Below are 14,848 nucleotides of genomic sequence, written 5' to 3'. Positions count from 1 at the left end.
CATGACAAATGTCATATTTAATGAATCCGCACTAAACTAACTTTGTTTAAAACTTATAGAGGTATGAGTATCATATATTTTCTTATAACCATTAGCATCTTTATTGCCATTGTGTTCTTAATTACTTTCATTTTAGCCGTTAGAAGCGGACAATTTGATGATGATTATACACCTTCTGTACGTATGCTATTTGACGATGAATTAAAAAAAACTAAAACTAAAACTAAATAAATAATCAGTAATTATGGAAATGCAACAATTTCGTTATGATAATAAAATCGTTCGTAATTTTATTTATGCATCACTACTTTTCGGAGTAGTTGGTATGTCGGTAGGATTACTAGTTGCTTTATTTTATCTATTCCCAAATTTAACAGACGGAATTTCGTGGTTAAGCTACGGAAGATTAAGACCTTTACACACTAATGCCGTAATTTTTGCTTTCGTTGGAAATGCGGTTTTCGCTGGAGTATATTACTCACTTCAACGTTTACTTAAAGCCAGAATGTATAGCGACTTTTTAAGTCAAATTAACTTTTGGGGTTGGCAACTTATCATTTTAGGAGCGGCTATTACTTTACCAATGGGAATCACAACTTCAAAAGAATATGCCGAATTAGAATGGCCTTTTGATATTGCAATTGCATTAGTATGGGTAGCTTTTGGTATCAACATGATTGGAACCATTATTAAACGTAGAGAACGTCATATTTATGTAGCCATCTGGTTTTATATTGCCACTTTTGTAGCCGTTGCTATATTACATATTGTAAACAGTATTGCGATTCCGGTATCTCTAACAAAAAGTTATTCTGTTTATGCTGGAGTACAAGATGCTTTGGTGCAATGGTGGTACGGACATAACGCCGTTGCGTTTTTCTTAACCACGCCTTTCTTAGGTTTGATGTACTATTTCTTACCAAAAGCAGCAAACAGACCTGTTTATTCTTACAAACTATCAATTATTCACTTTTGGTCATTAATTTTCCTTTACATCTGGGCTGGACCTCATCATTTATTATATTCAACTTTACCAGACTGGGCTCAAAATTTAGGAGTTGCGTTTTCTATTATGCTTATCGCGCCATCTTGGGGTGGAATGATTAATGGATTACTAACTTTAAGAGGTGCTTGGGATAAAGTAAGTACAGATGCCGTTTTAAAATTCTTCGTAGTTGGGGTTACAGGTTACGGAATGGCCACTTTTGAAGGACCAATGTTATCTCTTAAAAATGTAAATGCTATTGCGCACTTTACAGACTGGATTGTAGCTCACGTTCACGTTGGTGCATTAGCTTGGAATGGTTTTATGACATTTGGTATGATTTATTGGATTATCCCAAGAATTACAAAAACAAAATTATATTCTGAAAAGCTAGCTAATTTACACTTCTGGATTGGAACATTAGGTATCATTTTATATGCGTTACCAATGTATGTGGCAGGTTTTGTGCAATCGTTAATGTGGAAACAATTTAATGAAGACGGAACGTTAGTTTACGGACAATTTATGGATACGGTTGTAGAAATTATGCCGATGTATGCGATGCGTTCTGTGGGTGGTGTTTTATACTTAGCTGGAGTTTTAGTGGGTGTATATAACGTATTTAAAACAGTAAAACAAGGTTCTGCCGTTGAGGATGAAGAAGCAGAAGCAGCAGCTTTACCAGTTATCGCATCAAGCCGATTAAGAAATGAAAAAGTACACGCTTGGTTAGAACGTAAACCTGTTCAATTTACCATATTAACGGTATTAGCGGTTTCCATTGGAGGTTTAATTCAAATTGTGCCGATGTTAATTGTAAAATCGAATATCGCTACCATTACAAGTGTAAAACCATACACACCGCTTGAATTAGAAGGAAGAGATTTATATATCCGTGAAGGTTGTAATAACTGTCACTCACAATTGGTTCGTCCGTTTAGAAGTGAAGTAAAACGTTACGGTGAATCTTCAAAATCTGGAGAATATGTTTATGATCATCCACATTTATGGGGTTCAAAAAGAACGGGTCCAGATTTAATGAGAGTTGGTGGAAAATATCCTCACAGTTGGCACTTTAGTCACATGTGGAATCCGCAAGCAACTACAACTGGTTCTATTATGCCAGCTTATAAATGGATGTTTGATAATAAGAAAATGAAGCACGATGACATTCAGAAAAAAATGAGTGTGATGAAAACTTTAGGAGTTCCTTATACAGATCACGACATCGCCAATGCCTTTACTAGTATTGAAAAACAAGCGACAGAAATTGAAAAAGGTTTAGAAACGGATCCAAATTTCTCCAAATCATATGCTGCAAGTAAAGAAAAAGCAAAAATCACAGGTGAAAAATTTGTTCAAATGAGAGACAGAGAAATTGTAGCCTTAATTGCTTACTTACAACGTTTAGGAACTGATATTAAAGTTAAAAAATAAGAAGATGTTAAAATTTGTCAAACACAATTTAGAAGGTATCAACGGAGTAGAAATTTACCCTATAATATCTCTAGTAATTTTCTTTACCATTTTTGTTGGTTATTTAGTTTATGCTTTATCATACAGCAAAGAACAAGTGAAAATTATGAGTGAATTACCTTTTAACGAAAACTAAAAATTCAAAATAATGAGAAAATATATTCCAGTATACGTTAGGTTTCCATTTTTTTATGCGATGGTTTTTGCACTAACAGAATATTTCATCGATTCTGGTGATAGACCGGCTTTTTTAAAATTTCCAATTGTACCTATAATTCATGTTATCTTAATATTTGTTTTTATTGCAGTTGAAGTAATAACGAAAGCAGTAGATAGTATTTCCTATCATCTACTTACAGACGAAGACAAAATAAAATTTGATATTGAAGAGGCAAAACCATTTACTCAAACCGAATTTTATAAAAAATGGATGTTCAAATTTTCGGCTTTACAGCCAATTGAAAATGAAAAAGATATTGAATTAGAACATGATTATGATGGTATTAAAGAATTAGACAACGGTTTACCGCCTTGGTTTACGGGATTGTTTTATGCTACAATTGTGTTTGCTTTGGTTTATTTAGTTCGTTTCCATGTTATTGGTGATTATACACAGGATCAAGAATATGTGATTGAAAATACTTTAGCAGAGAAAAAAGTAGAAGAATACAACAAAACAGCTCCAGATTTAATGAATATTGATAAAGTAACTTTATTGACTGAACCAGCTGCTGTTGCGGAAGGAAAAGCAATTTTTACTACTAATTGTGTCTTATGTCATAAAGCTGATGGTGGTGGTGCAATTGGTCCAAACTTAACTGATGCCAACTGGATTAATGGTGGTGGAATTAAAAATTTATTTAAAACAATTTCAGAAGGTGGCCGACCAGGAAAAGGTATGGTCGCTTGGAAAGAAAGTTTAAAGCCAACTGAAATTCAAAAAGTGGCGAGTTATGTCATGTCTCTTCAAGGAACGAAACCTGCTGCAGGAAAAGCGCCAGAAGGAGATGTTTGGAAAGAAGATGGTGCTGAAAAATCAACAACGCCTGAAATTGCAGTAACTGATACAATTGCAAAAAAATAACATCATTTGTTCTAAATTGTTACAGCAGAAATGCTAAATATAAAATGTAATGTCAAATATAGAAGACGATAGTTTCCGAGATTCCATCGGAACCATAAACGAAAAAGGAAAAAGGAAATTTATTTTCCCTAAAAAACCTCAAGGTAAATATTACAACAGAAGAAAATTACTGAGTTACGTTTTATTAGTTCTTTTATTGTCGAGTCCATTTATCAAAATTAATGGCAATCAGTTCTTATTATTTAATGTTTTAGATCGAAGATTCAATATTTTCGGAATGCCATTTTGGCCACAAGATTTCTATTTAGTGGTGGTTCTAATGATTACTGGAGTGGTTGGATTAACCTTATTTACAGTCGCTTTCGGTCGTATATTTTGTGGTTGGTTTTGTCCGCAAACTATTTTTATGGAAATGGTTTTCAGACGAATTGAATATTGGATAGATGGCGATAGAGGTGCACAAATTAAACTCGACAACCAAGAATGGAATGCCGAAAAAATTAGAAAACGTGCGGTAAAATGGACAGTGTTTTTAATCATTTCATTTATCATTGCGAATGTATTCTTAGCTTATTTAGTAGGAAGTGATACTCTTGAAGCGATGATAATTGAAGGACCTTTGAGTAATGTAAAAACCTTAATTGTGTTGTTCATTTTTACAGGTATTTTCTATTTTGTATTTACTTGGTTTAGAGAACAAGTTTGTATTATCGCTTGTCCTTACGGAAGATTACAAGGTGTTTTGTTGGATAATAAATCGATAGTTGTTGCTTACGATTATGTTCGTGGAGAAAACGAAAACGGAAGAGCCAAAATTAAAAAAAATGAAGACCGACAAGCTTTAAAGTTTGGTGATTGTATCGATTGCCATCAATGTGTAAATGTTTGTCCAACTGGAATTGATATTCGTCACGGTACGCAATTAGAATGTACCAATTGCACCGCATGTATGGACGAATGTGACTTAATGATGGAAAAAGTGAACTTGCCAAAAGGGTTAATTCGCTTTGCAAGTGAAGTGGAAATTACCAAAAAGGAAAAGTTCCAACTTACTACCAGAATGAAAGGATATATTGCGGTTTTAGTCATCTTAACGACAGTAATGATTTCTATGATTTTATTACGAACAGAAGTTGATACTAAAATATTACGATTATCAGGTCAGTTGTACGAAGAAAAAGGGAAAAACATCAGTAATGTGTACACGTACCGAATTATTAATAAAACGAACGATAATTTAAAAAATATCACGTTCAAATTAATCAACCCGAAGCAAGGAACACTGAAATTAGTTGGAAATCCAATTCTTCACGTGGAAAAAGCAAGTGCAGCAACAGGAACTTTATTTGTTGAAATTCCTGGTGTATTACTAGAAACAGACAATACTAAAATAAATATAGAAGTGCATCAAGGCGATAAAGTGATTCAAACCATATCCACTAATTTTCTTGGTCCTAGAACGTTTAATTAAAAATATACAGATATGAAGTTTAATTGGGGAACAGGAGTAATCATAGGTTTTGGAAGCTTTATGACTTTTATACTATTTTTTGTGTTTTTAGTACAATCTAACTCAAAATACGATAACGAATTAGTTGCGGACGATTACTACAAACAAGAAAGTAAAGTGCAAGGTGATATTGAAAGTCAAACGCTTTCAAATGCCTTGAAAACAAAATTAAAAATAGAAAAAACAGCAGAAGGATTACAAATTGTTTTCCCTGCAGATATCGATTATAAAAAAATAACTGGAATTATTTCCCTATACAGACCGTCTAATCAAAAGTTGGATTTTGAAACCAAAATTTCTTTATCAAATCCAATAATGCTCATACCTAATCATAAATTGGTTAGCGGTCTTTGGGAAATATCTATCAATTGGAAAGTTGATGAGGTTACGTATCTAAATAAAGAAACAGTCTATTTTTGATTTACGATTTACGATTTACGATTTGGGTTTTACGATTTGAATTCATAAAGGCTTCGACAAGCTCAGTCTGACATTTAGAAACATTTTTACTTTTTACTTTTTACTTTTTACTTTTTACTTTTTACTTTTTACTTTTTACTTTTTACTTTTTACTTAAACAATGCTTTATTCTGCACTCATATTCGGATTTATTAGTAGTTTACACTGCGTAGGAATGTGCGGTCCAATTGCATTGATGATTCCTGTAGATAAAGACAATACTGTGAAAAAATGGCTGCAAATTAGCACATACCAAATTGGTAGAGTAACCGCTTATACTTCATTAGGAGTTGTATTTGGATTTTTAGGAGCTGGATTTTTCTTGGCAGGTATTCAACAACAATTATCAATAGCTGTAGGGGTTATGATGATTTTAATTGCCATCATTCCAGAGAAAAAATTAGCACAGTACAATTTCTCAAAACCTATTTATAAAATTATTTCTGAAGTTAAAACCCAATTAGGACTTCAATTCAAAAAGAAAAGTTACAAATCATTGTTTTTAATTGGTTTATTCAATGGGTATTTACCTTGCGGAATGGTGTATGTTGCCCTATTCGGAGCCATGGCAATGAACAATGTCTTTTTAGGAAGTTTATATATGACTTTATTCGGATTAGGAACTATTCCGTTGATGATGGTATTAGTGAATTTCTTAAAAACGACTCAATTTTCTTATTACTCAAAATTTCAAAAAGTAATTCCAATACTAATAATTTGTATTGGAATTCTATTTGTTTTGAGAGGTTTCGGATTAGACATCCCTTATATTTCTCCAAGTATTTTGCACTTGCATATTCAATCTGAAGTGAATTGCCATTAAGTTGTTGCTCGCAAAGACGCAAAGGTTTTCGCAAGGTTCGCAAAGTTTATTATCTTTCTTTTGTTTTTTTGTATGCGAATAGAAAGGATTGAAATTGATTAGCCTAAAATTCGTCATCTTAAACCTAAGAAGAAGTCTTTACGTAAATCCCAAATCTAAAATCGTAAATATAAAATCATATAAGTTTTTTTTACCACATAGATTTATGTTGGATTGTGGATAAAGTCGCTTCGCTCAAAATAGTTCACTTAAGCTGTGTGTATAGTTTGTCATCCTGAAAGGATCTCACGCCAACTACTTCGGCAATGTTTAATCTCTTAGAACTTCACGTAAATCCCAAATCGTAAATAGTAAACCACATAGAACTTCACGTAAATCCCAAATCCCAAATCTCAAATATTAAATCGTCATAGAAAACAATTCCGTTTGTGGTGCAGCTCTTTTCAATCTTAAATCGAAAGCCATACAAATGTTTCTTACATAGCCTTTTCCTAAATCGGTAACGGTTAATTTTTTATCTTGAATGATTAATAAACCATCATGTTGCATTTCTTCCAGACTTTCTAAAACCTCATATATTTCTGGGAAAAATAAAGAATATGAATCCCAAGAAGTTTCAAAATGACACATTAAATTTAAAATATGTTGTCTGATAATTAAATCTTCTTCTGTTAAATGATGCCCTCTAAAAACGGGTATTAAATTCGCATTTATTTTAACATAATATGCATCTAACGACTTCTCATTTTGTGCAAAACTGTTCCAACTATCGCTAATTGAAGAAACGCCTAAACCTATCATCACATCTGTTTTTGAAGCCGTATAGCCCATAAAATTACGATGTAATGTTTTGTTTTGAAACGCCACATACATTTCGTCAGTTGGTAAAGCAAAATGATCCATACCAATTTCTATATAGCCAATTTCTAATAACATTTTCTTCCCTAATTCATACAATTGTCTTTTTGCATCGCTTTGTGGAATATCTTCGTCATTAAAACCGCGTTGACCGTTTCCTTTTAACCAAGGCACATGTGCATAACTGTAAAACGAAATTCTATCTGGTAATAAAGATTTGGTTTTCAAAATAGTATCTTCCACATCTTCCAAAGTCTGAAAAGGCAATCCGTAAATTAAATCATGACCAATAGAAGTATAACCTATTTCTTTAGCCAATAAAGACACTTTCGAAACATTATGAAACGATTGCATTCTGTGAATGGCTTCTTGTACTTTCGGACTATAATCTTGCACACCAAAACTCACTCTTCGGAAACCTAAATTGTATAAGGTTTGCAAATGTTCTTTTGTAGTATTGTTGGGATGTCCTTCAAAACTAAAGATATAATTTTCTGCTTTATTTGCTGTTTCGAAAATACCATTAATTAATAAAGTCAAATTTTCAGTTGAAAAGAAAGTCGGAGTTCCACCACCTAAGTGAATTTCTTTAATATTCGGTTTTCTAGAAAATAAATTACAATACATGCGCCACTCTTTAATTACAGCCTGAATGTAAGGTAATTCTACTTCGTGACGTTTTGTAATTCGTTTGTTACAACCACAGAACGTGCATAAACTTTCGCAAAAAGGCAAATGAATATATAAACTAATTCCGTCTGTTTGGTTGCTAATTTTAAACGTTTCTTTTAAATCATTTATCCATTTTTGTTCCGTGAATTTTTCTTCATTCCAAAACGGAACTGTTGGATAACTAGTATATCTCGGACCTGGAACATTATATTTTTGAATTAAAGACGTCATAACTTTAGAATTTATGTCAAAATTATATCGTTTCGTAGAATTAAATTATGATAATTGTCATACGAAGATTTTTTTTGCTTTAGCACTACTCTATTTTTTGCAACAAAAATTTTTGGCACAGTTTTTAGTAGGTAAATTCATATCACCTAATCATAAAAATTTGTTAATGGCGCACAATTACTTTTTACTTATTAACCAACCATTAAATACAAATTATTATGAACAGAAAATTCAAAACTGGAGGCGCCATCCTGCTTCTAACTTTAGCCATCGCATGTAGCAAAAAAAGTGAAAAAGGTATCAGTAGAATGGATCTAGAAGCTGTTGTGGACAGCAGTTCAGTCGCTGACGACATGAGTTCTTCCGCAGCCGTGGAAGACAAAAATTCAAATCGAAAATTTATTAGAACCGCCGATGCGCGTTTTAAAGTGAAGGATGTCGCACTGTCGACTTACAAAATTGAAAATGTAACTAAAAATTGTGGTGGATTTGTAACGCTTTCGGAATTAAGAAGTTCCGTAACCGAAAACGATGAAACGCAAGTTAGCCAAGATAGTTTATTGAAAACCACACGTTACGAAGTGAACAATACGATGGCTTTGCGTGTGCCAAACGTCAAATTAGACACGCTTTTAAGAAGTTTAGCTAAAGAAGTTCAGTTTTTAGATTATCGAGTGATAAAAGCGGACGATGTGAATTTACAACTCTTAGCCAACGAATTATCTCAAAAAAGAAATGCCAACACAACTAAAAGATTAGAAACGGCTATCGATAAAAAAGGCAATAAATTAAAAGAAATTAATGAAGCTGAAGCGAATTTGGCTACTAAAAAAGAAAATTCGGATACTTCGTACATCAATAACTTATCGCTAAAAGATCAAGTGAATTTTTCAACTGTAACATTAGAATTATACCAAAACGAAAAACTAAAATACGAATTGGTTGCCAATGAAAAAAACATAAATGCCTACCGACCAAATTTAGGTTTACAAGTTTGGGAAAGTATCAAAACAGGTTGGTTTATTTTTGAAGGAATTGTGGCGTTTTTAGTCCAACTATGGCCAATAGCTTTCTTCGGATTTTTAGCTTGGTTCGGATTCAAAAAATGGAAAACGATTAAGAAAATAGCTTAAACTTATACCATAAAAAAAGGTTGTCTAAAAACAAAACTGTCATTCTGAATTTATTTCAGAATCTCAAAAAAACTAATTTTAGTAATAATAAGAATCTGAAACAAGTTCAGATTGACAGAATAATAGTCTTTCAGACAACCTTTAACTTATTTTAACCTTCTACCTCAGTATTCAATTTACTATTATTATAACTAAATGCGAAATAAATTATCAATCCAATTACCAACCAAACGCCAAACCACATCCAGTTTGAAACCGCCATTCCTGTTAGTAAATAACAACAAGAAATCAATCCTAATAAAGGAATTAAAGATAGATTTTTCGTAAACGATAAAAACATCATCACAACAATAAGGATAAAAAAGATAACCATTGGTAAATTTTTGGCTAATTTATCACTTGAAAAATCAAAAGTTTCTGTAAAAAATCCTGGAACAAAAGTGGCTACTAAGAAAATAGAAAGTGCCACTAATCCTGAAAATATAAACTTCGCATTAACATAAGGCAAATGAAATTTACCTGCTTCTTTTTCTCTTCTAGGAATTAACAAAACACCACCACAAACTAATACAAAAGCGAACAAAGTTCCGATACTTGTAAAATCTAAAACAAAAGTTTTGTCTGTAAAAACAATAGGAATTCCAACTACTAAACCAGTAATAAGTGTAGCAAAAGAAGGTGTTTTATATTTTGGGTGAATTGTAGAAAAACGCTTTGGCATTAAACCATCACGACTCATAGTCATCCAAATACGCGGTTGTCCCATTTGAAAAACTAACATTACACTTGTCATGGCAACTACCGCACATATCGCAACTAAAAAGTGCATCCAAGGTAAATCAAAATTTTGCTTCTCAAAAATAAAAGCTAAAGGATCACCAATTCCTTCAAAGGTTTTATAGTTAGCAGCACCCGTTAAAACTAAAGTTAATAAGATATATACAACGGTACAAATCACTAAAGAATATATCATACCACGAGGTAAATCTCTTTGTGGATTTTTACTTTCTTCGGCCATAACACTTACTGCATCAAAACCAATATAAGCAAAAAACACACCACTTACAGCCATCATCACCCCACTAAACCCATTTGGCATAAAACTTGGAATACCTACTGAATTATTAGGTGTCCAATTTCCAAATAAATCGTTTTTGAAAATTAAAATCGTACCAACAATTATAATTAATCCAACAACTAACATTTTAATCCATACCATCAAATTACTAAAGTTTTTACTTTCTTTCACTCCTCTATATACCAAGAATGTAATTATGAAATTTATAAGTAAGGCAGGTAAATCTAAGATAAGTTTTAAGCCTCCTATTTCAGTAGCCGTAGTCCATGCTTTTAAAGCTTCACCTTGAATATTTCCCTCAAATGCTTTAGAAGCTTCCATGTAACTGGTAGACAAATAAGCTGGAACATGAATATGACATTGTTCTAATAAAGAAGTGAAATAATCACTCCAACTGTAAGCTACATAAATATTTCCAATGGAATATTCCATAATTAAGGCCCATCCAATAATCCAAGCAAATAATTCTCCAAAACTGGAATAGGCATAGGTATAGGCACTTCCTGCTACAGGAATTCTACTGGCAAATTCCGAATAACAAAAAGCTGTGAAAGCACAAGCAACAGCTACAATTACGAATAAAAAAACAACACCTGGCCCACCATTAAAAACAGCACTTCCTAAACTACTGAAACTTCCAGCTCCTAAAATAGCTGCAATCCCAAAAAAAGTTAAATCTTTTACTGTCAATACTTTATTTAAACCAGAATGCTCTCCATCTCCTCCTTCTTTCAAAATTGTAGCAATAGGTTTTCTTCTAAATAGTTTCATTTTTTTAGTAATTTTGGTTAGGAAGGCAAATATATAATTAAAATTGAAATTGATTTCAGTTATTAAAATTAAATTACAATAACCTAAAACTATTGTAAAATAAATTTATATAATTAAAATTTATTAATTAACTTAGTTTAAACTTTACTTTTGTAAGAGAAATAATCAAAAACAAAATACTATGGAACACAACACAAATTCAACAGGAGGAAAATGCCCTTTTTCAGGAGGTTTAGCAAACCAATCTACTGATAATGCTACAAAAAATCAAGATTGGTGGCCAAAATCATTGAACCTTGATATCCTTCATCAACACGATTCAAAAACAAATCCTTTAGGAGAAAATTTTAATTATGCAGAAGAATTCAAGAAATTGGATTTAGAAGCTGTAAAAAATGATTTAAAAGCATTTATGACGGACAGTCAAGACTGGTGGCCAGCAGATTATGGTCATTATGGTGGATTGATGATTCGTATGGCATGGCATTCTGCTGGAACGTACAGAATAGCCGATGGTCGTGGTGGCGCTGGGACAGGAAACCTGCGATTCGCTCCTTTAAACAGTTGGCCTGATAATGGAAATTTAGATAAAGCCAGACGCCTATTATGGCCTATCAAAAAGAAATATGGAAATAAAATTTCTTGGGCCGATTTAATGATTTTAGCCGGAACGATGGCATATGAATCAATGGGATTAAAAGTTTTCGGATTTGCAGGTGGTCGTGAAGACATTTGGCATCCAGAAAAAGATATTTATTGGGGAGCTGAAAAAGAATGGTTAGCCAAATCAGGAAGTCCAGGAACAAGATATTCTGGAGAAAGAGATTTAGAAAATCCATTAGCCGCTGTAATGATGGGATTAATTTATGTTAATCCAGAAGGTGTTGACGGACAATCAGACCCTTTAAAAACAGCACAAGATGTTCGTATCACATTTGAAAGAATGGCGATGAACGATGAAGAAACCGTAGCTCTAACTGCTGGTGGACACACCGTTGGAAAAGCACACGGGAATGGTGACGCCTCAATTTTAGGAAAAGAACCAGAAGCTGGTGAAATTGAAAATCAAGGTTTTGGTTGGTTAAATCCAAAAGGAAATGGAAACGGACCTGACACGGTAACGAGTGGATTGGAAGGCGCTTGGACTACCCACCCTACTCGTTGGGATAACGAATATTTCAATTTGTTATTAAATTACGATTGGGAATTAAAGAAAAGTCCGGCTGGAGCATCGCAATGGGAACCTATCAACATGAAAGAAGAAGACAAACCTGTTGATGCTTTCAATCCGTCAGTAAAAAGAAATCCAATCATGACAGATGCCGATATGGCTATGAAAATGGATCCAGCTTACCGAGTAATTTCAGAGCGTTTTCACAATGATCAAGCTTATTTTTCAGAAGTTTTCGCTAGAGCATGGTTCAAATTAACGCATAGAGATTTAGGTCCGAAAGACCGCTATTTAGGTGCAGATGTTCCTGCTGAAGATTTAATTTGGCAAGATCCAGTTCCAAAAGTAGATTACACGTTATCTGATTCAGAAATTGAAGAATTAAAAGGAACATTATTAAATAGTGGTTTATCTAGAGCGGAATTGATCAATACCGCTTGGGACAGTGCCAGAACGTTTAGAGGTTCCGACTTCAGAGGTGGTGCAAATGGAGCAAGAATTCGTTTACAACCTCAAAGAAGTTGGGTAGCCAACGAACCGGAAAGACTTCAAAAAGTTTTAACTAAACTTGAAGAAATTCAAGCAGGCTTGAGTAAAAAAGTAAGTATTGCCGATTTAATTATTTTGGGAGGAAGTGCAGCTGTAGAAAAAGCGGCACAAGAAGGAGGATTCAATGTAAAAGTTCCTTTCCATGCTGGACGAGGTGACGCTTCACAAGAAATGACTGATGTAGAATCTTTTGAAGTTTTAGAACCAACTAATGATGCTTTCCGAAATTTTATGAAAGATAAATATGTAGTGCAACCAGAAGAATTAATGCTAGATAAAACACAACTTCTTGGATTGAATGCAGCTGAAATGACTGTTTTACTTGGCGGAATGCGTGTTTTGGGAACCAATTACGGTGGAACACAACACGGTGTTTTCACTGATAAAGAAGGCGTTTTATGTAATGATTTCTTCGTAAATCTTACAGATATGAATTACAGTTGGAAAGCAGCGGGCGACAATCTTTACAATATAGTAGATAAAAAATCGGGTGCAACAAAATGGACAGCTACAAGAGTTGATTTGGTTTTTGGTTCGAATTCCGTTTTAAGAGCGTACGCTGAAATTTATGCTCAAGACGATAACAAAGAAAAATTTGTAAAAGATTTTATTGCGGTTTGGACAAAAGTGATGAACGCAGATCGATTTGATATCTAAAAAATATTATTTGCCACGAATTCACGAATTAAAATTTTCTAATTATCTTAAATTTATCGTCTAAGACGATAATAATTCGAATTAAATCGAAATAAACACATCGATAATTTGTGAATTCGTGGCTAAAAAATCATCAAAATCACATGAATTAAACAACCTATTTCAAAGGCGATTTGGAAACAAATCGTCTTTTTTCTTTACATAAAAATAACCTAAAATTTCATCATAAGCATATCCTATTAACAAATAGGAAATTACAATAAATTCCACTTGAAATACTGATAATAATCCCTAATTTTGCACCAGAAATTAAAAACAATAAAATAAATAAAATTATGGCATTAGTAGGAAAACAATTCCCAAACATTACCGTTGACGCTATCTCAGAAATGGGTGACAACTTAAGAATTAACGTTTTAGAAGAAGCTACAAAAAACAACAAAAAAGTACTTTTATTTTGGTATCCAAAAGACTTTACTTTTGTTTGTCCAACTGAATTACACGCTTTTCAAGCCGCTTTACCAGAATTTGAAAAAAGAAACACAATTGTAATTGGTGCTTCTTGCGATACTAACGAAGTACACTTCGCTTGGTTAAACACTGCAAAAAATAACGGTGGAATTGAAGGTGTAACTTATCCTTTAATTGCTGATACAACTCGTAACTTATCTGCTGCTTTAGATATTTTAGATGCAGAATGGGTATATAACGAAGAATTAAACGATGAAATTTTAGAAGGTTCAAACGTTACGTTCCGTGCGACTTATTTAATTGACGAAACTGGTAAAATTTTCCACGAAAGTGTTAACGATATGCCATTAGGTAGAAACGTAAACGAATATTTACGTATGGTTGATGCTTACACACATATCCAAACTAAAGGAGAAGTTTGTCCTGCAAACTGGGAAGCTGGTAAAGAAGCTATGAACGCCGACAGATTAAGTACTGCTGCGTATTTAAGCCAAAACTAATATAATTAGTCAATTATCAATGTGTCGATAAGTCAATTATTGACACATTGATTTCTATACAAACCATGCATTGGCATATTGCCACATTGACAAATTGATAATTAAAAAAATGTTCTTAGAATTAGAAAAAGATAATTTAGCAGAAGTAATTGCTTCAAACGAAGTAGTTTTAGTACAATTTTCAGCCTCTTGGTGTGGAAATTGCCGAATTATGAAACCAAAATTCAAAAAAATGGCTTCAGAAAACGAAAACGTTCCTTTTTTAATGGTAGATGCTGAACTATTTCCAGAATCAAGAAAATTAGCAAACGTAGACAATTTACCAACATTCGCTGCTTTTAAAAATGGCGTATTAGTCAACCAAACACAAACCAATAAAGCAGAAGTTTTAGCGGAATTAGTAGCAAGTGTAGTTTAAAA

Annotated in this window: 13 protein-coding genes; 11 read left to right on the top strand and 2 right to left on the bottom strand. The window is 33.0% G+C overall.

All coding sequences use genetic code 11. The annotated features are described in order from the left end of the window. Positions 1-63 precede the first annotated feature (63 nt). From ccoS to G6N05_RS07685, 7 genes are all read left to right on the top strand, one after another. Positions 64-231, top strand: a complete 168-nt coding sequence (gene ccoS, locus G6N05_RS07715) for a cbb3-type cytochrome oxidase assembly protein CcoS (protein ID WP_166126310.1) — start codon at positions 64-66, stop codon at positions 229-231. A gap of 13 nt (positions 232-244) precedes the next feature. Continuing rightward, positions 245-2,422 carry a cytochrome-c oxidase, cbb3-type subunit I gene (gene ccoN / locus G6N05_RS07710; protein WP_166126308.1) on the top strand — a complete coding sequence of 726 codons (2,178 nt, stop codon included), beginning with the start codon at positions 245-247 and terminating at the stop codon, positions 2,420-2,422. A 4-nt stretch (positions 2,423-2,426) separates the two neighbouring features. Next, a complete protein-coding gene (locus G6N05_RS07705) occupies positions 2,427-2,597 on the top strand; it encodes a CcoQ/FixQ family Cbb3-type cytochrome c oxidase assembly chaperone (protein ID WP_166126305.1) in 171 nt (56 codons plus the stop codon). 12 nt (positions 2,598-2,609) lie between these two features. Continuing rightward, the gene (locus tag G6N05_RS07700; protein WP_166126302.1) at positions 2,610-3,545 is read left to right on the top strand and encodes a cbb3-type cytochrome c oxidase N-terminal domain-containing protein; all 936 of its coding nucleotides are present in this window, start codon (positions 2,610-2,612) and stop codon (positions 3,543-3,545) included. 49 nt (positions 3,546-3,594) lie between these two features. Further along, complete coding sequence (ccoG, locus tag G6N05_RS07695; protein WP_166126300.1) at positions 3,595-5,016, top strand: cytochrome c oxidase accessory protein CcoG; 1,422 nt, start codon at positions 3,595-3,597, stop codon at positions 5,014-5,016. Positions 5,017-5,028: 12 nt separating this feature from the next. Beyond that, positions 5,029-5,475: a FixH family protein gene (locus G6N05_RS07690; RefSeq protein WP_166126297.1), complete on the top strand. Its 447-nt coding sequence runs from the start codon at positions 5,029-5,031 to the stop codon at positions 5,473-5,475. Between the two features lie 160 nt (positions 5,476-5,635). Next, positions 5,636-6,337, top strand: coding sequence for a sulfite exporter TauE/SafE family protein (locus G6N05_RS07685; protein WP_166126294.1), 702 nt, complete (start codon positions 5,636-5,638; stop codon positions 6,335-6,337). Between the two features lie 399 nt (positions 6,338-6,736). Here the strand turns inward: G6N05_RS07685 and hemN are convergent, their stop codons facing one another. Then, positions 6,737-8,098 (bottom strand): oxygen-independent coproporphyrinogen III oxidase, encoded by a 1,362-nt coding sequence (gene hemN, locus G6N05_RS07680; protein WP_166126292.1) that lies wholly within the window; start codon positions 8,096-8,098, stop codon positions 6,737-6,739. A 218-nt stretch (positions 8,099-8,316) separates the two neighbouring features. Here hemN and G6N05_RS07675 point away from each other — a divergent pair, with 218 nt between their 5' ends. Further along, the gene (locus tag G6N05_RS07675) at positions 8,317-9,231 is read left to right on the top strand and encodes a DUF4349 domain-containing protein (RefSeq protein ID WP_166126289.1); all 915 of its coding nucleotides are present in this window, start codon (positions 8,317-8,319) and stop codon (positions 9,229-9,231) included. 151 nt (positions 9,232-9,382) lie between these two features. Here G6N05_RS07675 and G6N05_RS07670 read toward each other — a convergent pair whose 3' ends face one another. After that, positions 9,383-11,080, bottom strand: coding sequence for an APC family permease (locus G6N05_RS07670; RefSeq protein WP_166126286.1), 1,698 nt, complete (start codon positions 11,078-11,080; stop codon positions 9,383-9,385). Between the two features lie 181 nt (positions 11,081-11,261). On the opposite strand from G6N05_RS07670, the gene katG reads away from it, so the two are divergent. The 3 genes from katG (at position 11,262) to G6N05_RS07655 (ending at position 14,846) form a co-directional block, all read left to right on the top strand. Further along, the gene (gene katG, locus G6N05_RS07665; RefSeq protein ID WP_166126283.1) at positions 11,262-13,457 is read left to right on the top strand and encodes a catalase/peroxidase HPI; all 2,196 of its coding nucleotides are present in this window, start codon (positions 11,262-11,264) and stop codon (positions 13,455-13,457) included. A gap of 335 nt (positions 13,458-13,792) precedes the next feature. Continuing rightward, positions 13,793-14,428: a peroxiredoxin gene (locus G6N05_RS07660; RefSeq protein ID WP_166126281.1), complete on the top strand. Its 636-nt coding sequence runs from the start codon at positions 13,793-13,795 to the stop codon at positions 14,426-14,428. 109 nt (positions 14,429-14,537) lie between these two features. Further along, complete coding sequence (locus G6N05_RS07655) at positions 14,538-14,846, top strand: thioredoxin family protein (RefSeq protein WP_166126279.1); 309 nt, start codon at positions 14,538-14,540, stop codon at positions 14,844-14,846. The last annotated feature ends 2 nt before the right edge of the window (positions 14,847-14,848 follow it).

Origin of the sequence: Flavobacterium bernardetii (assembly GCF_011305415.1) — a bacterium.
Lineage (GTDB): Bacteria > Bacteroidota > Bacteroidia > Flavobacteriales > Flavobacteriaceae > Flavobacterium > Flavobacterium bernardetii.
This window is presented reverse-complemented; position numbering and strand designations above follow the sequence as displayed.

What these genes read in the sequence shown, in the direction of transcription:
- ccoS (WP_166126310.1), top strand. Translation starts at nt 64, where the DNA reads ATGAGTATCATATATTTTCTTATAACCATTAGCATCTTTATTGCCATT.
- ccoN (WP_166126308.1), top strand. Translation starts at nt 245, where the DNA reads ATGGAAATGCAACAATTTCGTTATGATAATAAAATCGTTCGTAATTTT.
- G6N05_RS07705 (WP_166126305.1), top strand. Translation starts at nt 2,427, where the DNA reads ATGTTAAAATTTGTCAAACACAATTTAGAAGGTATCAACGGAGTAGAA.
- G6N05_RS07700 (WP_166126302.1), top strand. Translation starts at nt 2,610, where the DNA reads ATGAGAAAATATATTCCAGTATACGTTAGGTTTCCATTTTTTTATGCG.
- ccoG (WP_166126300.1), top strand. Translation starts at nt 3,595, where the DNA reads ATGTCAAATATAGAAGACGATAGTTTCCGAGATTCCATCGGAACCATA.
- G6N05_RS07690 (WP_166126297.1), top strand. Translation starts at nt 5,029, where the DNA reads ATGAAGTTTAATTGGGGAACAGGAGTAATCATAGGTTTTGGAAGCTTT.
- G6N05_RS07685 (WP_166126294.1), top strand. Translation starts at nt 5,636, where the DNA reads ATGCTTTATTCTGCACTCATATTCGGATTTATTAGTAGTTTACACTGC.
- hemN (WP_166126292.1), bottom strand. Translation starts at nt 8,098, where the DNA reads ATGACGTCTTTAATTCAAAAATATAATGTTCCAGGTCCGAGATATACT.
- G6N05_RS07675 (WP_166126289.1), top strand. Translation starts at nt 8,317, where the DNA reads ATGAACAGAAAATTCAAAACTGGAGGCGCCATCCTGCTTCTAACTTTA.
- G6N05_RS07670 (WP_166126286.1), bottom strand. Translation starts at nt 11,080, where the DNA reads ATGAAACTATTTAGAAGAAAACCTATTGCTACAATTTTGAAAGAAGGA.
- katG (WP_166126283.1), top strand. Translation starts at nt 11,262, where the DNA reads ATGGAACACAACACAAATTCAACAGGAGGAAAATGCCCTTTTTCAGGA.
- G6N05_RS07660 (WP_166126281.1), top strand. Translation starts at nt 13,793, where the DNA reads ATGGCATTAGTAGGAAAACAATTCCCAAACATTACCGTTGACGCTATC.
- G6N05_RS07655 (WP_166126279.1), top strand. Translation starts at nt 14,538, where the DNA reads ATGTTCTTAGAATTAGAAAAAGATAATTTAGCAGAAGTAATTGCTTCA.